General features: G+C 46.7%; 22 protein-coding genes. 8 read left to right on the top strand and 14 right to left on the bottom strand.

The genetic code is table 11. The features are described 5' to 3' along the window. The first annotated feature begins 4 nt into the window (after window positions 1-4). Window positions 5-721, top strand: a complete 717-nt coding sequence (locus ACOJUN_RS08725; RefSeq protein ID WP_422136253.1) for a hypothetical protein — start codon at window positions 5-7, stop codon at window positions 719-721. A gap of 372 nt (window positions 722-1093) precedes the next feature. On the opposite strand, the gene ACOJUN_RS08730 is transcribed toward ACOJUN_RS08725, so the two are convergent. Continuing rightward, entirely contained in the window at window positions 1094-1315 is a 222-nt protein-coding gene (locus tag ACOJUN_RS08730; RefSeq protein ID WP_422136254.1) for a hypothetical protein, read from the bottom strand. A gap of 266 nt (window positions 1316-1581) precedes the next feature. Between ACOJUN_RS08730 and ACOJUN_RS08735 the strand changes: the two genes are divergently transcribed. Both ACOJUN_RS08735 and ACOJUN_RS08740 read left to right on the top strand, forming a co-directional pair. Then, a complete protein-coding gene (locus ACOJUN_RS08735; RefSeq protein WP_422136255.1) occupies window positions 1582-2310 on the top strand; it encodes a hypothetical protein in 729 nt (242 codons plus the stop codon). A 545-nt stretch (window positions 2311-2855) separates the two neighbouring features. Then, complete coding sequence (locus tag ACOJUN_RS08740; protein WP_422136256.1) at window positions 2856-3557, top strand: hypothetical protein; 702 nt, start codon at window positions 2856-2858, stop codon at window positions 3555-3557. A 101-nt stretch (window positions 3558-3658) separates the two neighbouring features. Here the strand turns inward: ACOJUN_RS08740 and ACOJUN_RS08745 are convergent, their stop codons facing one another. Continuing rightward, a complete protein-coding gene (locus ACOJUN_RS08745; protein WP_422136257.1) occupies window positions 3659-4975 on the bottom strand; it encodes a hypothetical protein in 1317 nt (438 codons plus the stop codon). A 421-nt stretch (window positions 4976-5396) separates the two neighbouring features. Here ACOJUN_RS08745 and serB point away from each other — a divergent pair, with 421 nt between their 5' ends. After that, the gene (serB, locus tag ACOJUN_RS08750; protein WP_422136258.1) at window positions 5397-6623 is read left to right on the top strand and encodes a phosphoserine phosphatase SerB; all 1227 of its coding nucleotides are present in this window, start codon (window positions 5397-5399) and stop codon (window positions 6621-6623) included. A 40-nt stretch (window positions 6624-6663) separates the two neighbouring features. Here the strand turns inward: serB and ACOJUN_RS08755 are convergent, their stop codons facing one another. The 10 genes from ACOJUN_RS08755 to ACOJUN_RS08800 form a co-directional block, all read right to left on the bottom strand. Next, the gene (locus tag ACOJUN_RS08755; RefSeq protein ID WP_422136259.1) at window positions 6664-7092 is read right to left on the bottom strand and encodes a hypothetical protein; all 429 of its coding nucleotides are present in this window, start codon (window positions 7090-7092) and stop codon (window positions 6664-6666) included. Further along, on the bottom strand, window positions 7079-7264 hold the full coding sequence (locus tag ACOJUN_RS08760; protein ID WP_422136260.1) for a hypothetical protein: 186 nt from the start codon (window positions 7262-7264) through the stop codon (window positions 7079-7081). Before ACOJUN_RS08760 ends, ACOJUN_RS08755 begins: the two co-directional genes overlap by 14 nt. A 38-nt stretch (window positions 7265-7302) precedes the next feature. Continuing rightward, window positions 7303-7785: a nucleotidyl transferase AbiEii/AbiGii toxin family protein gene (locus ACOJUN_RS08765; RefSeq protein WP_422136261.1), complete on the bottom strand. Its 483-nt coding sequence runs from the start codon at window positions 7783-7785 to the stop codon at window positions 7303-7305. 40 nt (window positions 7786-7825) lie between these two features. Beyond that, window positions 7826-8131 (bottom strand): hypothetical protein, encoded by a 306-nt coding sequence (locus ACOJUN_RS08770; protein WP_422136262.1) that lies wholly within the window; start codon window positions 8129-8131, stop codon window positions 7826-7828. Between the two features lie 68 nt (window positions 8132-8199). Beyond that, complete coding sequence (locus ACOJUN_RS08775; protein WP_422136263.1) at window positions 8200-8727, bottom strand: hypothetical protein; 528 nt, start codon at window positions 8725-8727, stop codon at window positions 8200-8202. A gap of 30 nt (window positions 8728-8757) precedes the next feature. After that, entirely contained in the window at window positions 8758-9186 is a 429-nt protein-coding gene (locus ACOJUN_RS08780) for a hypothetical protein (protein WP_422136264.1), read from the bottom strand. Between the two features lie 263 nt (window positions 9187-9449). Further along, a complete protein-coding gene (locus ACOJUN_RS08785) occupies window positions 9450-9758 on the bottom strand; it encodes a hypothetical protein (RefSeq protein ID WP_422136265.1) in 309 nt (102 codons plus the stop codon). Between the two features lie 677 nt (window positions 9759-10435). Continuing rightward, complete coding sequence (gene vapC, locus ACOJUN_RS08790) at window positions 10436-10831, bottom strand: type II toxin-antitoxin system VapC family toxin (RefSeq protein WP_422136266.1); 396 nt, start codon at window positions 10829-10831, stop codon at window positions 10436-10438. After that, a complete protein-coding gene (locus tag ACOJUN_RS08795; protein ID WP_422136267.1) occupies window positions 10828-11022 on the bottom strand; it encodes a type II toxin-antitoxin system VapB family antitoxin in 195 nt (64 codons plus the stop codon). Before ACOJUN_RS08795 ends, vapC begins: the two co-directional genes overlap by 4 nt. Window positions 11023-11078: 56 nt before the next feature. Then, the gene (locus ACOJUN_RS08800; RefSeq protein WP_422136268.1) at window positions 11079-11324 is read right to left on the bottom strand and encodes a hypothetical protein; all 246 of its coding nucleotides are present in this window, start codon (window positions 11322-11324) and stop codon (window positions 11079-11081) included. A gap of 44 nt (window positions 11325-11368) precedes the next feature. Here ACOJUN_RS08800 and ACOJUN_RS08805 point away from each other — a divergent pair, with 44 nt between their 5' ends. Both ACOJUN_RS08805 and ACOJUN_RS08810 read left to right on the top strand, forming a co-directional pair. Beyond that, the gene (locus ACOJUN_RS08805; RefSeq protein ID WP_422136269.1) at window positions 11369-11647 is read left to right on the top strand and encodes a type II toxin-antitoxin system RelE/ParE family toxin; all 279 of its coding nucleotides are present in this window, start codon (window positions 11369-11371) and stop codon (window positions 11645-11647) included. After that, window positions 11647-11937 (top strand): HigA family addiction module antitoxin, encoded by a 291-nt coding sequence (locus tag ACOJUN_RS08810; protein WP_422136270.1) that lies wholly within the window; start codon window positions 11647-11649, stop codon window positions 11935-11937. Before ACOJUN_RS08805 ends, ACOJUN_RS08810 begins: the two co-directional genes overlap by 1 nt. Before the next feature lie 93 nt (window positions 11938-12030). Here the strand turns inward: ACOJUN_RS08810 and ACOJUN_RS08815 are convergent, their stop codons facing one another. Beyond that, complete coding sequence (locus tag ACOJUN_RS08815) at window positions 12031-14046, bottom strand: EAL domain-containing protein (RefSeq protein WP_422136271.1); 2016 nt, start codon at window positions 14044-14046, stop codon at window positions 12031-12033. Between the two features lie 168 nt (window positions 14047-14214). On the opposite strand from ACOJUN_RS08815, the gene gmk reads away from it, so the two are divergent. Next, window positions 14215-14832, top strand: coding sequence for a guanylate kinase (gmk, locus tag ACOJUN_RS08820; protein WP_422136272.1), 618 nt, complete (start codon window positions 14215-14217; stop codon window positions 14830-14832). 58 nt (window positions 14833-14890) lie between these two features. Here gmk and ACOJUN_RS08825 read toward each other — a convergent pair whose 3' ends face one another. Beyond that, the gene (locus ACOJUN_RS08825; protein ID WP_422136273.1) at window positions 14891-16687 is read right to left on the bottom strand and encodes an aminopeptidase P family protein; all 1797 of its coding nucleotides are present in this window, start codon (window positions 16685-16687) and stop codon (window positions 14891-14893) included. Window positions 16688-17146: 459 nt separating this feature from the next. Between ACOJUN_RS08825 and rpoZ the strand changes: the two genes are divergently transcribed. Then, entirely contained in the window at window positions 17147-17398 is a 252-nt protein-coding gene (rpoZ, locus tag ACOJUN_RS08830; protein WP_252177852.1) for a DNA-directed RNA polymerase subunit omega, read from the top strand. Window positions 17399-17417 lie beyond the last annotated feature (19 nt).

Consider the following 17417-nt stretch of genomic DNA (forward strand, 5'->3'; position numbering starts at 1 on the left):
AAATATGAATAACGTCGATAAGAATTCCGGAATTGTTGGTTTATTTTCGCAAAAGCCTAAGGAAGAAATACCAAAGGGTGTCAGCTTCGGCAGAACCACAATGGCAGCTGACAAAGTTGATTCTTCATTGAGCCATGTTGTAAACGGAAGTGGCACCGATCACTCAAGCCAGAGGTTGGAAACTATTGCCAGCACCAGCACGTCACTTGGACAGAGAGTAGTGTCTAACCAGACGAACACCGAAATAGACGCAGCAAAAACAAAAGCTCAGGAGAATGTGTCGGCAATCATAGATCACTTGGATGGTATGAAAGAAAGACTAATTGCCAAGGATAAATATTGTAGAAATACAGCTCATAACCCAGATATCCAAGTATTTGAGAATGTAATCCAATTACTTGGGCATCTTGAACCTGGTAATATTTCAGAATTTGCAGAATGCTGTGATTCCACATGCTTTGTTAAATTCGGTGATCATTCTTTTTGTACTACTGATTTTAATTTTTATTATGGGTCTGAGGTATTATTCTCTTTACACCATAATGTTTTCATGCCTTGTGGTAAAGGTTATTCTTTAAAGAAGGGAGCTGAAGTTATTGAAACCAGCGCCTTATTTGATGAACTCTATTTTGCTCCTGGTGCTCCTGGTGCTCCTGGTGCTCCTGGTGCTCCTGGTTATCAAGCTGCAAAAAGTGAGTTTGAGAGACTTCAGAGCAGCTGATTTTATCGGCTTGTCCGTTCGCTAATAACCTGACGAAAAAGCAGCTTATAGTGAGCTATATTTTGCCATTCTGTTTGAAATGGCTCGCACAGTACTTAAAGCTGGACAGGGTGAGCGGACATTTGCCGGGTATAATTGATGACCCCGCACCAACAGCTGAAAACAGCCTGCTGGGAGCTGGTCATTGAGGCATTTCTGAAAATGATCTTCTTCTAACAATACGCTGTCGCTCAGAGATTTGGCTATTGCAATCAGCAATAGGCGGAGCAAGGATCTCGATGGCTCTGCCAGTAAAAGAGGGGCAGTCTACTTACTACCTTTGCCGAAAGCCTCGCCCAGAAGAGGGTGTCGCAAAACTTCAACAGCTCGTTCTCACGCTCTGAAGTCGTCATTCCCGCGAAGGCGGGAATCCAGCGCCAATGGTGGATCTCTGCCTTCTCGGGGATGACAAGGCCAGGGGGACACCGGGCAGTATGGTTCTGGTGGAGAGTCAGTGTGGATTCCCGCCTTCGCGGGAATGACGAGAATGAAGCCGGGAATGACGAGAATGAAGCCGGGAATGACGAGAATGAAGCTTGCAATGACGGGAGTCAACGCGTTCCCACGCCGGAGAGAGTTTTGCGACACCCTCAGAAGAGGGCTGGGAGACTCAAAATACTACAAAATGACAAGGAACTACCTGTAAAGTCGCCTTACCGTAAATATAAAATCATCGAATAGATCAGGTCTTATTCGCAGGTTATTCAATTGCAATGACTTCAATGTCATGAACTTTTGTGCCAAAACCAACTCTAAACTATTGAATCAATCTTAAATGTTCTTACTAAGTGGGAATGAAGCTAACTAAAGAGGTATTAAATATGAATAAAGCAGATAATAATTCCGGAATTGTTGGTTTATTTTCACTAAAGCCTAAGGAGGAAACACCAAAGGGTGTCAGCTTCGGCAGAACCACAATGGCAGCTGACAAAGTTGATTCTTCATTGAGCCATTTTGTAAACGGAAGTGATACTGGTCACTCAAGCCAGAGGTTGGGAACTCTTGCCAGCACCAGCACGTTGCTAGAACAGAGAGTAGTATCTAACCAGGTGAGCACCGAAATAGTCGCAGCAAAAAAAAGACCCCAGATGGCTGTGTCAAAAATTATAAATCACTTAGATGATTTTAAAACAAAAATAATTGCCGAGGATGAATATTGTAGAAATAAAGCCCATACTCGGGATATCCAAGTATTAGAGAATATCATCCAATTACTTCAGCATCTTGAACCTTGCAAGATTTCAGTAGTTGTAAGATTTAATGTTGGGGCAGGTTCTGTTAAAATCGGTGATGATTTTTTTAGTACTGTTGATTTTAATGTTTATTATAGGGGTCAGATGTTATTCTCTTTATTGCAGAATACTGTCAGTCCTGGTGATACACGTAATCCTGTGAAGCTGGGAGCTAGAGTTGTTGAAACCAGCGCCTTATTTGATGAACTCTATTTTGCTCCTGGTGGCCCCGGTTATCAAGCTGCAAAATGTGAATTTGAGGTATTGCAGATCAAATCGTTACTTGATGGTCTTAAAGGTTTACCTGTCCACGAATAACCTGAGCGAAAAGGCAGTTTATAGTGAGCTACAGCTTACTCGTTTTGTTTGATATGGTTTGCACAGTACTCAAAGTTGAATAGGGTGAGTAAATCAAAGACAGCTGCGGGGTAAAATCAATGACCCTGCAATAACAGCTAAAACAGTTTGTTGGAGCTCTGGTCATTGAGGCATTCCTGAAAATGATGTTCTTCTAACAATACGCTGCCACTCAGAGATTTGGCTATTGCAATCAGCAATAGGCGGAGCAAGGATCTCGATAGCTCTGTCAGTAAAAAAGGGACAGTCTACCTTCGCCGAAAGCCTCGCCCGGAAGAGGTCTGGGAGCGCCAAAATACTACAAAATGACAAGTAACTGTCTGAAAGTGGCCTGACTTACCGTAAATATAAAATCATCGAATAGATCATGCCTTATTCGCAGGTTTGTTAATTGCACTGACTTCAATGTTATGAACCTTTGTTCCAAAATTAACTCAAAACTATTAAGTCATTTTTTTAATGCTCTTGCTAAGTGAGAACGAAGCTAGCTAAAAAAGGTAGTAAATATGAATAATGTAGATAACAATTCCGGCATTGTTGGTTTATTTTCGCTAAAGCCTAAGAAGGAAACACCAGAGGGTGTCAGTTTTGGCAGAACTACAACGGTAGCTGATAATCTTGATTCTTCATTGAGTCATGCTGTAAACAGGATTGATCCCGATCACTCATGTCAGAGGTTGGGAGCCGTTGCCAGCACCAGCACGTCACTTGAACAGAGAGTAGTGTCTAACCAGACAAGCAGTGAAATAGACGCAGCAAACAAAAAAGCTCAGGAAACTTTGTCAAGAATCATAATGCGCTTGGATTCAGTTAAAAAAAGTCTAATTGCCATCGATAAACTTTTTGAAAAGACAGATTCTAGCCAGTATATTCAAGTATTTGAGAAGGTCATCCAATTACTCGGGTATCTTGAACCTTGCAATATTTCAGAAGTTATGGAACATAAATCCGGTGATGGTTTTAGTGCTATTTATAAGCACTTTTATTATGGGGATGAGGTGTTATTCTCTTTATTCCATAATAGTGCTATTAAAAGTGCACTCGAATGTGGTCATATGAATGGGTTACCAGCTATTCAAACCAGCGTCAAATTTGAAGAACTCCTTTTTGCTCCTGGCGGCCCCGTCTATCAAGCTGCAAAATGTGAATTTGAGGTATTACAGATCAAATCGTTACTTGATGGTCTTAAAGGCTTGTCTGTTGGCTAATAACCTGACGAAAATACAGCTTATAGTGAAAAGGTTTACTTATAGAGACTTACCTGGCGGCATAGTTTGAGATCAGAAACTCATAGGTATCACCAAACAGGTCAATTGGGTTTGCCACCATATTTTTTTTCATACCATCTTTCAAAATCACTGTTCTCGCTTGAGCTTGAGCTCGAGCTTGAGGTTTCATCTTCATCTGACTCTTCTATGCCTGCTCTTTCTTCGGCATGTCGCATATGACGCATTGCAAGACATGATGCTGTTAGTATGCCTGCCAGTAGCAATTCATCATCTTGATGAAACCGTGAAAATATTTCTTCCCTTGTAACCGCCGGTCCAAGAGATTGTTCCAGGATAGAATTGATTCTTTCATCTGTATTTTCCGGGAATAGTATTCTAATCAATCTGGCAATCGCACAACCCAGTGCTGTCACTGCGTTTTGAGACCCTGGCAACGCTGCCGAAGCGCTCCCGGTCGCACCATCAATAGTTTGGGACGCATTGTCTATTTCTCTTTGCTTTCTGGATACCAAATAATGATAAAGACTTTCCAGCTTCAGCGATTGATGCTGGTCTTCCACCCAGAATCTTTCATTAAATTCTTCTTTATCAAGAAAGTCTTCAGAAAAATCTGTCATTAGAAGAGAATGAAGCATTTCTATTGTTTTCAATTTCTCCACCAGGAACCTCAGCAGAATCATAGTGTCATTAACGTTTTCAGTATCTGCGTAGTTTTCATAATTCATAAAGGCCGTCACTTCTACAAAAGTTGGTGTTATCGGATAATCCAGAAAGTTAGAGAGTATTGATTTGTCGTCGTTTATTCCCAGAAGTCCATGACTTGTTGACAAGGGAGAGTTTCCCTTGCTGCCAAGACCTGCAAGAGAAAAAATAGCCTGATCTGGAGTCAGGCTGCCTGAATATTGTTCTCGCTGACTGCTCTTTCGATAATCGCTGCTTTGTAAAAAAACACTCGTCGGCAAGCCGTTTAAACCAGTTGGCAATGTTTTTGCCTTTATAGTGATGCCCGAAAAAAACTGTCCTGTTTTTTCAGTCTGAATTGAAGCATCAACAGGCACAAAAGCAGCCTTCTTCTTCTCTAACAGAGCCTGCAAATCAATGTGGATCAGATGACCTGAACGATCAGTCACAACCAGAGACTGGCCACCATCTGCCCGAAGTCTGATGGTATCTTTTTCGTTAATGTCTGAAATCAGCAGTACTGAGCCTTTTTGGGAATCAAAAAACGGAGTAAAACCATGGATGGATAAAATTATATCGCCCACAACAATAATGGAACCATCGCCCAGCACTATAGATAATGGCTCAGGCGAAGGGGTTGGGGGAGAATCTCCTTTAACTGTTCCTACTGCAATCAAAGTAAAAAATAACAATGTTTGCCGTAAGCTGTTTCGCATTGAAAAACCCCACTTAGCAGAAAATAAATTGGAAACACCTAATGCTTGAACGGTGCCGACTATTGATCACTCCGACCTGCAATGCTACACAAACCCTGATTGTCGTATGTTGAGTGGGGATATTGATGCAGAGCAGGTAAATACCCATTGCCTTTGATGGATTACTGCAACAAATCGACAGTGTAGCTTGTTTTCCAATTCCCAGATTTTTCTGACTCATAAAGTGTTTTATTTGAGCTGTCCATGACGTGATTCCCCCTTTTAACCAGATCAGAATATAGGACAAAAAGCGTCAGGGCTCCTCACTGCCTGACGGCAATGAGCTCTATGAGTTACAATGCATTGTCTAACCACCATGAGCGATAGAACAAGGCTGGTTACCACCGTTTTTCATTCAAAACGATAAGAAGTCAGGTGAACTGTGAGAGAGATTCTGCTGATCAACGTGACAGGGCAAGACAAGCCCGGTCTGATGTCCACAATAACGACCATCATGGCCACCTGTGCTCATCAGAACGGGGGGCTGGAAATGCTTGATACTCGCCAGTCGATTATCCGTGACACCCTGACCGTGGGGACTCTTTCATGGCAGATCATCCTTCGATTGCCAGAAGGTTTGGAAACCTTTCCCGTGGTGACAGATCTGCGTTTTCACTTTGATGAGCTTGAACTTCAGTTTAATTATCAGGCCCTTTCTGATGAAGACTATGAACAGTGGGTATCCGGTCAGGGCAACAATCGTTACATCCTGACCCTGCTTTCCAGAAATATAACGGCAGAACAAATCGCCGGTGTTGCCAATATCACGGCTGAACATGGGCTGAATATCGATCAGATTACCCGACTGTCTGGCCGTTGTCTGGAGTTCTCGGTCGGGGGTGTTTCTCCCGATCTGGATAAATTGAGAGCGGACTTTTTACACATCTCCCCGGAGATGGATATGGATGTGGCCTTTCAGGAAGACGACATCTATCGTCAAAATCGCAGACTGGCGGTGTTTGATATGGACTCTACCCTGATTGAAGCCGAGGTTATTGATCGGCTGGCTGAAGCGGCGGGTGTGGGTGTCAAGGTGGCAGAAATCACTGAAAGGGCCATGCAGGGCAAACTGGATTTTAATGAGAGTTTCCGCGAGAGACTGGCCATGCTGAAAGGTCTGGATGAGTCGGTTCTGGCAGGCATAGCCGAAAAGCTTCCTATAACAGAAGGGGCTGAGAAGCTGTTTCAGAGCCTGAATGCCCTGGGCTATAAAACAGCCATTCTGTCTGGTGGTTTTACTTACTTTGCTCGCTTCCTTCAGGAGCGATTAGGGGTCGACTATATCTTTGCCAATGAACTGGAAATAGTTGATGGCAAAGTGACTGGTGCAGTCAAAGGTGAAATCGTCAATGGCGAGCGCAAGGCGACCCTGCTCCAACAGATCGCCCGGAGAGAGGGGATTTCTCTGGAGCAAACCATTGCCGTAGGCGATGGAGCTAACGACCTGCCCATGCTGGGAGTGGCCGGGTTGGGTGTTGCGTTCAGGGCCAAGCCCCTGGTCAGACAGAGCGCCAGACAGTCTGTCTCAATATTGGGTCTGGATAGCATACTTTACCTGTTAGGCTTCGGTGACAAAGGCCTGCAAATGTTGAGTCAGGATAACAGCTAAGCGAGGTTCTGGCGTTCAATGATTAGAAGACAGTTTTTATTCATTCAAGTAATGAACCCTGCACTGTCTCACTGCACTGATCAGCCCTCTCACCGTCAATCAAAAGTTCCCCTTCCTGGTCACCCTGCCCATCCAGAACCCGGTAGAGCAGTGAATAAGCGACCCGCCACTGCCCTTCTGCCACCTTCAGGGTGACCGATTTAGTATTCAGACGGAGGACATGCCCAAAATGTTCCTCTCCCTGCTTATCTTTAAAACCCAGCAGATCTCCAACAGCAATGGCATGGCGACTCAGCCCTTGCCGGGTTTCATGATTAACACGGGCATCGGCTCCTTCAAGATTGAGCATGTAGTAAGGCACTGACCAGCGTTTACCATCGGTAAAATCCAGTACCAGTGCTCGCTTTTGCCTAAGCTGCAAGACTTCACAGTCACGAAGCGAATTGCTATTACGGTCAAAATAGCTCATTCTGTCCTATGGTCAGTGCCGCCTTGATCCGCCCTATGCGCTCTGACGACTCCAGCTCCAGGTCGATCATGGCGTTCAGCCGGAACAGATCGAAGGTGCTGGCTCGGTTCAGAGCCTCCAACAATTGAGCATAATCCATAGAGGGCTTGACTGGCGGGTTACTGTTATTCATTTGTTATCATTACTCCAGTAAAGAACATTCGACCATCATCACATTCTGAACTCGGGAGGCTCATCTTTACCATAAAGCTCTCCCTTCAATCCGCTAAACAGTTTGTTTAACGTCCCTGACAAATAGCCTGAAAATTTTTCCTTACCCAGTGTGCGTTCATAGACGTCAGAAGGTATAAATCGCTGCATTTCCGTTTTCAGACGACCATCGGATACCATTTCAGGGATATTCTGAATCAATTGATCCAGTCGTTGTTCAAAATAACCAAAGTCATCAAGCAGGTAATCGTTCACTTTCTTTTTCACCAGCTCAACATTCATTTCGGCACCCTGTTGCAGAAGCCAGGGCAGATCCCATATATCACGGTAGCGAATGTATTTTTGTGTCGCAGGCAATGCAATCAGCTTGTCTGCAAGCACTTCGTCAAGGGTTTTAGTGAATACCAAAGTGTCGCCATAGCCATCGGGTAGAAACGGATAATTCACTCTCAGTGGCAATGCTTTTTTGGTGTATGCAGGCACATTAGCGACTTCAATCTTGATTTTTTGCCGAGGAGTATCTTTACGGCCTGGAGAAGTTATTACTGAGATTTGCCATTTGTCGATGTTCATTTGTGCATAACGAGGCTCTGGCGCTGTCCAGAATATCGGCGACTGATCGGCGGGTGTGGGTAAATTCAAGAACCCCAAAAGGGGTTTTATATTCTCCCTTCCGCCCCGTAGTCATGATGGTCAGCCGATCCACTGGGATCTGGGAAATAGCACCATATTCCGATAGCGCGGATTCCAGACTGATGTAGTTGTACTCCCCCCTTCGCAAGGCTATGGCAATGGATTGAACATTTTTAAAGCAAACCGTACCTTTCAAAACCAATCAATGATAGCTGGGGCTCAAGGCAGTCTGTGATATCTAATTGATTAATAAGCAGCGGTCGTTTACCGGCACCTTAACCCCTGCCAGTGGCTGGTTTTCTTGGCATAACGCTGTTTTAGCTCTGCCAGCTTCCGATCGTAGGTTGTTTGTCTGTCGAGCATTTTGGCCATGAGTTGAAGATCACCAAGCTCTGCAGACAATTCAGAATACACCGTAGAAGAACGCCTTTTCTCAAACAACTCTTCCACCCGGCGCCAGCAGGCATCTTCATTGGTGGCCACAGTTGCGGCCTTTTCCTGTTGTTGCCGCAGCTTCTGTTCCATAGCCTTTTCATGGGCCTTTTTCCGCAATTCCTCGGCGGAAGCCAGCAGTTGGCCAACCGTGACCGAACTGCTGGAGGGCACCTCCTGAGCCCGATCAACCAGTGCTTCCGGCTGAACACTGACATAATCCGGTTTGACCCGGGCCGACGCTACAACCCGCTGAGCATCGAGTTTCAGGAAGTCACACAACGCATTCTGGCTGGCAGAAAGATCATCAATGCCGGGTGAGATGGCGGGGGAAAGGGAATCTGGCTCCAGCCAGTCCATTTGAGATAACCAGGACAGATACAGTGAACGTTAGTCACCGTGCATCAGCTCATTGCGAATGTTCAACAGGCTGCCCATCCAGCCATCACCTTCATCCCAATCGTCGTCGTAGCCGTCTTCATTTTCATAAGCAAACTCAATGATCCAGTGACCAGCCACCCCAGTGTAACTGCTGGTATCATTCACCAGATAACGAAGCAGCAGCGACTCATCGATAAGATTTCGAGGCGTCTTGATGGCAAAAACCTTGTAGCCAAAATTGGAAACATAAACATAAGCATCAAAAAATCTGCTCAGCAACTGCCTCGGGTCGGCTTTTAAATCACCGTAGTTATAAGTGTTACAAAACCGGGTAGACGATATCTGTGCCCGGCTGGAAATCCCCCGGAGATAGCCCATCTCCTCTTTGGACAACTGTCGGTCAACGGCTACCAACTCATAATACTGGTATTCAGTCATGCTTTTTATGCCTATTACACCTTCTTACGCCTGCGTACCTCATCAAGGCTGACCACATTATCTGGTAAAGCCAATGATGCCTCCTGCCCGTTAAGAGTAGTTGCTTTAGCAGGAAAAGGGTTTCTTCACTCTCCTTCAGTTGTTCCAACCCATAAAGTTCATAGGACTGGCTCAGCCACTGCTCAGCATCCGTAACATGTCCATTGACGCTTAGGTCGGTATTTCTGAAAAACCGGATGACCTTATCCCTATCCAGAAACTGGTCATACATGGTCTGAGCCTGGTCTTCTGTGGTAGCGCCACTCTACTATGGCCATATGGATAGACTCTCTGGCCCAGCGCTTGGTAAATCGCTCAGCAAACTCGTTTAAATCAGAAAACATCGGGTTAGAAAAAAGAATGGCATAGCGGCTGCGGGCTTCTACTGCAATAACATCCGTGTACTCCTTTCTATTCCGGTAGCCCTTAACCGCATGCACCTGCCAGGCAATGACATGATCGCCAGAAGCGATGGGCTGGGTGCCAATGCGCTTTCCGTCCGGACTGGGTAACCGATCCAGATCAGCCTTCATATTACTTGCAAAAGGCATTGGTAGCAGAAATTAATACTTCAAGCATTGACGGTATCTCTTGATTGTTCCCTTGCAGGTTGGCTTGTTGGCCGAATAGGGAAGATTTGAAACATCTGTGCTGGTGAGACTACATGGTGCGACTATTTCGAGGGCCATGCCAGACGTATTTGCGCTATGGCCTATGATTGTTATGGGGATACTCACACGCTATTGAGCCGTTTTGACCAGCTGCCCAACCCATTCAGCGAGCCATAATCCCTGCCAGTACAAAAAAATGCCATCCCGTAAAACAACCGAAAAAACCGAATCAGCTTTAGTTGTCGGTTTTTTCGAGTGCTATCTCTCCAATAACGTTAACATGCACTCTGCAACAAAAATCTGCTTATACCAGCCCAAAAGCGGTACAAGCTCAACCCAGCAAAGAAAGGGCAGCAGACCCTAAGCATGTGCTATTCATTAATACCGACCGGGAATACCGTGAAGGCAAAGCCAAGAACCGTCTGCGCCCGGAAGATATTGATAATTTATCGAATTAAAAGTCGCCAGGTTTGTCACCATGCTGATGGAGGCTTCTGCGTAAGTCTCGTCGTTATAGGCTGCCTGTAGCCTCTGAAGTCAGAAGCCTGGCCTGACAGAGTCTATTTTTTAAACCCTGCTCCACAAACGACATATTCCTTTCACGCCAGTGCCGATATCAACCCAAGGTGATCGGAAAAGGGGTTAAAATCCCTGTCGGCGTAGAGCAATGGTATCTTTTGCTCGATACAATATGTGGCAATGATGACATCATTGGTTTTTCTAACCGTGATCCCTTTGTTGCGTAATGCCCGAAAGTTATTAGCGCACTTAATGACCATGGACGGGCCAAACAGCGTATATTCATCCAATAACGACAGCTTGCTTTTTACTTTTCGGAACTGTTTGTCATCCCGGATACCTTGCAGAATTTCCAGAAAAACAATGTCTCCCATGGCGAGGGTACCCTCAACAAGACAGGCATCCAGTAAATCCGATGCCGGAGTGATCTTGCCATTGAGATAGTCAATCCAGACACTGGTATCCGCCAATATCATCGTTGACGCCTCATTTCATCCAAATCCCCTTCCCACTGGATTTTGCCCCGCAGGCTTCTGATGGATTGTTGCTGAGCGCGTCTTACCAGTAGTTTCAAGCCTTGCTCCACCACTTCTTTTTTGGTTTCCAGTCCAGTAGCCTTCAATGCCTGTGCCATTAAATCATCATCGATTACTATGTTCGTGCGCATGATTCACCAATGTGTATATTATTTGTATATTTACACATATTAGTGACGATAGAGTATTACAGCAAAAACCCTGGCCTGAACCTCTCCTCCTTGCAGGAATGCCCAAAACCTCTTTTTGTATACAGCTTATCCACAGTATGCCAGGCGTTGAAATCCTCTGTATAACCCAGCTGGAAACTCTGGCTCGGCGCAACGGCGGCAGCATCCTTTGCTACCCTGTTCCAGTGTTTGAGGCAGATGCCGTTAGGCTGCTGTTCGATGGCAGCCCCAAGTGCCTGCTCATTGGTTTGGCTGACCATCATTATCTCTCAATTGACACTGGAACCTTTGAGGTTACACTTTAGCTATGATAATCAGTTTTCTGCATAAGGGGTTGGAGCGGTTCTATCGTACCGGTAAAACCTCGGGAATACAGGCGCAACATGCCAGAAAATTACAGCGTATTCTCACTAACCTGGACGAAGCAGAGCACATTTCTGAAATGGATTTTCCCGGCTACCGTCTGCACCCGCTGAAAGGAGAACGGCAGGGTATCTGGTCGGTCACCGTCAGTGGCAACTGGCGAGTTACCTTCCGACTGACTCAGGCCGGTGTCGAAATAGTCAATTACGAGGATTACCACTGATGGCAATATATAACCCCGCTCACCCCGGTGAAATTCTGGGTGAAGATCTGCTGAAGCCGCTTGGACTCTCCGTTACCCAGGCAGCCGAACACCTGCGCGTAAGCCGTAAAACCCTGTCCAAAATCATCAACGGTGGGGGGGCGATTACCGCAGAAATGGCATTGCGTTTGGAAAAGGTGTTTGGCAAACCCTCTGCCGACCACTGGCTGCGGATACAAAATGCCCATGACCTGTGGCACCTGAAGCAGAAAGAACTGGACGTTACCCCCTACCAGCCGGATGCTGCCTGATGCCCTGAGGCTACCTTGATTTTGCCGGTTACGGCGCTATTGATCAGGGTGGCTTTGAACTCTTTCAATCGTTCAATTTCAAGTCACAGGCTGCTAGCTGCTGAAGTCGTAGGTCATGGATTCAAGAGGCGGTTGCAGATAATGACCCTGCATATAATCAACACCCAGCTGCCAGATGCTGGTCAGTGTCTGGGCATTTTCTACCCCGGGCATGATAATGACTTTATTGAGGCTCTTGAGATTTTTCGTGGCTTTCCTGAGATGAGCATCGTCATTACGATCAAGCTTTTCCGTGAACAGATAATCCAGTTTCACAAACACCAGATCCAGGTGTTCCATGATTCTCATGGAGCGTGACTCGCCCGAGAACTGGGTCATGGCAAACTGACAGCCAACAGGCTGCAAACGTTCCGCGAAAGACTTAACCTGATTGAGATGCTGGTGAATCAGTCTTTCGGCCATTTGCAGGATAATCATATGGCCTGGAACATCTGCAGCTTGCAGTAGGCGAGACAGACGCTCAGTAAATTCTTCGTCATCCAGACTGGCCTGACTGATGTGAATCATCAGTCGAGTATCTTCACCGTTTCTGAGCTTTCTGGACAGCAGCTTCACGGACTGACGGATAACCCATCGGTCAATAAATGGCATCAGGTCACTGTCTTCTGCGGCATTGATAAACTCGCCGGCAGGGACTTCTCTGCCCTTCTGGTCAAGAAGACGCAACAGAACTTCATAATAGCCAGGACCATCTCCGGCTACGCTGATCACAGGTTGGAACAACAAACGAAAACTGTCGTTTTCAAGAGCCTGACGAATTATGGCAACGGTATCACCATTACAGGCTTTCTGATTATCGATAGCGCTTTGGGAAAAGAATTCGAGCTTATTACCTCCGCTGCAGGCTGCCAGATGACAGGCCAGACGGGCGCGCTCCAGCATGGCTTGTCCATCACATTCCTGACCATTCTCAGCCAGGCCAATACTGGCTGTGGTGAAGAGAGTTTGCTGCCCTGCAGAGATCAGTTCATTTTCCAGAGCCTTTCTTAAAGGCTCCAGATCGGTAATATTCTTTTCATGGACATTGATCAGGTATACTTCGTCACCATAGTGTGTGGCCGTGCTCTCGGGTACATGTTCACAGAGAAGCCGACTGATTGTTTCCTGAACCGCTATGCTGCCGTCAATGCCTATATTTTCCCGAATCGAGTCATAGTTATCGAGCCTCAGATAAGCCAGGGTTTCCGGCTCCTGTTCAGAGTTGAGCACCGAGGTAAAGTGTTTTCGCGGAATCAGAATAGAATCGTCTTCCTGATGAACGACCGTCGTTGTTGCTGATGCGGGAGCACTGGCTTTGACTATGACCTGAATGCACGGCTCGTCATCAAACACTGCATCAGATAACAGGACTGTTGCCGAAAACGTCTGGTCTTCAGCATTTATTAGCTGGCACTCAACAGCGGGCTGTTCATCGCCCGGTTTGAAATGCTTGATCAGATTTTTAAACAGAGGCTGGTCTTGGGAAGCGATCATATCAATCAGAGGCATACCCGCGAGATCATCCGGGTCTTCATAACCAAACAGTTTGATGTAAGAAGGGTTGGTATCGATGTGCATGCCTTCGTGAACATAGGCAATGGCCTGTGAAGTATTGTCCATCAATAGTTGACAACGCTGCTTAAGGTCGTTCAGCTCTTTTTGCAGCTTTTGCAATTGTTGTCGGCGTTCCTGACTCGCTTTTTCTCTGAGAATGGCGTGCAACATGTGTTCTTCGTGACAGTGATGGATGGCATCACCTGCTCCTTTCTCCAGCCAGTGCTTAATCATGTCGGGTTTATTATCATGAACAGATACAATGACTGGAATATCGAGCTTTAATCTCCTGATGCTGGACAAAACCTGCTCGGCATTGAGCATGGGCGTTTCTTCAACCGTGAGCAATAAATCCCAAAGGCCAGTGTTCAGCGCCTCTTCAAGCTCATCCAGAGTTTCCAGATGTTGTACGCGGGCCGGAAGGCCGGAGTTGCGGAAAAGTTTAACCCAACGCTCTGCCTCGTTTCTGGAAGTCTCAAGCGTCAACAGGCGTACCGGCTGTTTGTTATTATTCATGGTGGCCTCGTTGCAACCCCTGCAAAAACTTATTCTACTAAAGAAGACTTATTAGCTTCTGTTAAACTGCATTCTAATCATTCTCCGCAATGTTCAAAAGACTTAGTGTGCATCGGAAGTGTTTCATTTAAATCCCCGGCAGTCTTACTGCTGTCGTTTGGAGATATCATGGTAAACAAAGGTAAACTCTATATCATCGCAGCCCCCTCGGGAGCCGGCAAGACCAGTCTGGTCAAGGCTATGGTTCAGTCGACTCCCCATGTGAAGGTATCGGTTTCCCACACAACCCGTCCGATTCGACCCGGCGAAACAGACGGAATGAACTATCACTTCACCAGCAAGGACGTTTTTCTGGAGCTGATGAACCAGGACCGGTTCCTGGAACACGCAGAAGTCTTCGGGAATTACTATGGCACCTCTGAAGCCTGGGTACGGGAACAGCTGGATACCGGCGAAGACGTTATTCTTGAAATTGACTGGCAGGGTGCCGAGCAGGTGCGCAAGCTGATGCCAGAAGCCGTCAGCATCTTTATTCTGCCTCCTTCCAAGGAAGCGCTTCGTGAGCGTTTGATCGGTCGAGGCACCGATGACTTAGAGGTGATTGAACGTCGTATGAATCAGGCTGTGAATGAGATGTCTCACTATGCAGAGTTTGATTACCTGGTTATCAATGATGAGTTTGATCTGGCTTTGCGTGACCTGCAAACGATCATCAGGAGCCGTCGCTTGTCTATTGGCTGGATGCAGCACTACAAGTCCGGCCTGATTGAAGGTTTGTTGAACTGAACATAAGGAGCAAAACGACAGCCATCGGGCTGCCGTTTTATTCTATAGTTGCCTCTGGTCAGACTGATTCCGTGGCGTTGGTCAGCCACTTCAGATCTTCCCCTTCCAAAAGTGGAGACAGTTCACGCCTCACTCTGGCGTGATAGTTGTTCAGCCACTCAATCTCCCCACTGTTGAGCTTATCGAGCAACAGTGGACGGGTATCAATCGGTGCCAGAGTCAGGTCTGTCAGTTTGTAGAAATCGCCGAATTCGGTTTTGATATCTTCTTCAACCAGCATGATATTTTCGATCCGGATACCGTGCTTGCCATTACGATACATACCTGGCTCATTGGTAATCAGCATACCCGGCTTCAGAGCCACATCCAGGAAGTATTGGCTGACACTGTGCGGGCCTTCATGAACATTCAGGAAATATCCTACACCATGACCGGTACCGTGATTGTAATTCTGACCTTCAGCCCATGCCGGTTGCCTTGCCAGCATGTCCAGCTGGATGCCACGGGTACCTCGCAGGAAACGAGCCCGTGCCAGGTTAATATGACACCTGAGCACCAGAGTGTAGTCTTTCTTCTCCTCTTCGGTCATTTCACCGCAGGCAAAGGTGCGGGTAATGTCTGTGGTGCCATCCGGGTATTGGCCTCCCGAATCAACCAGCAGAAGCCCCTTTGGCTGAACTGTAAGGCAGGTGTCTTTTTCAGCCCGATAGTGAATGACCGCACCATTAGGCCCATATCCGGCAATGGTCGAAAAGCTTGGTCCCTTAAATTCAGGAGCCATTGCCCGAAATGCCTGAAGGTTTTCATCCAGGGTAACTTCGGTCAGGGTTCCCGTGGAAATCTGGCCTTCAAGCCAGCGCATAAAGCGCACCATGGCGATACCATCACGACGATGGCAGTCATTCATGCGTTTGATTTCAAAGGGATTCTTAATCGCTTTGAGGTTTCTGGCCGGGCTGGTGGTCTCAATAACATCGACGCTGTCTGCAATAGCCTCAAACAGCGACTGAGAGGTAGTCGCGGGATCAATCAACAGTGCAACATTGTCGAGTGACAACAGACTGTCTGCAATCGCTGAATAAGCTCTCAACTCTACAGATGAGGCTTTCAGTGCTCCCAGAGCGTTTTTATCTATACGACTCTCGTCAATAAAGAGCTGTGCCGAGTTTTTGGTAATATGAGCATAAGCAAGAAAAACCGGGTTGCATTCAACGTCAGAACCACGCAGGTTGAACAGCCAGGCGATGTCGTCCAGGGCTGTGAGCAGAACATGATCGGCTCCGGCTGCTGTCATTTCTTTCCGTACTTCAGCCAGCTTTTCTTCACGAGTTTTTCCTGCCATCTCATTGCTGTGGAGGAAAACGGACTCAGCAGGCATGGCTGGGCGGTCTTTCCAGATATCACTCAGCAGGTCAAGATCGGTTTTAAGGGAGAGGCTTTTGCTATCAAACGACCCTTTGAGATTTCTGACGAACCTGAGGCTGACAACCTTGCCATCAAAGCCAACGACCTGACCTTCTTCAAGGTTATCTGCTATCCATCTGTTGATTGGCGGCACATCAGTCTGCCCCTGTTTCATCAGTTCAATGCCGCTGCCCGCCAGTTGTTCTTCAGCCTGAAGGAAATAACGGCCATCGGTCCATAAGGCCGCCCGCTCCTGAAGTACCACAAGGGTACCTGCTGAGCCATCAAACCCGGACAGCCAGGCACGACCATTCCAGCGATCGGCCACGTATTCGCTCTGGTGTGGATCGGAGCTTGGAATAATCCACGCGTGAATGTTCTGGCTTTTCATTACTGATTGCAATGCTGCCAGCTTTTCCGGAGTCGTCAGCTGATTAACCGTGATTGTCATAAGTTTTGTTCTGATTTGTCGGTGGCAAAATAATAATGTCAGGTGACGGCGATACTATATAAATAACTGCATAACTACCTCTAAGGGAAGTCCGAAAGGTAGAAAATCTCTACTTCTTTAGCCTTTGTCATAGTCTCGTGGCTGTCCAGTAAAAAGAGCGGATGTGTCATTATAAGGATGTGCTTCGGAAAGACCTATTGATCTGACGCAATCAAATCAGTTGCCGATAAATAACCAATGACTGATGAACTGACCTTCCGTAGTATGGCTGCTGACCCGTCACGGGCTTGTTTGGACTCGGGTCGTAAAGTAAACTGTAAGGTCGGAAAACAGGCTGTTTCAGCCATGGAACAAAAGTGCTCTTTCCAGGGAGTCTGACCGAAAAGAGGCAGAACATTAACCCCGGTCGGGCGAATAGGAAAGGGCATTTCCACAGTGATCAAATTTGAGAGGTGAGCAGTGGCTCGAGTAACCGTAGAAGACTGTCTGGACAATGTTGATAATCGCTTTGAGCTGGTTATGGTCGCTTCCAAGCGTGCCCGTCAGCTGGCGATTGGTGGTAAGGACCCCAAATTGGAGTGGGAAAACGACAAGCCCACCGTTATGGCGCTACGCGAAATTGCAGAAGGTCTGGTAACCCCTTTGTCTGTTGAAGAAAAAGTGGTAGACGAAGACGAAGCAGCCATGTTTCTGGCTGGCGTTGAGGGTTAATACCTCCAGATCTCTCCCG

The sequence above is a fragment of the Endozoicomonas sp. ALD040 genome (genome assembly GCF_049275945.1).
GTDB lineage: Bacteria > Pseudomonadota > Gammaproteobacteria > Pseudomonadales > Endozoicomonadaceae > Endozoicomonas_A.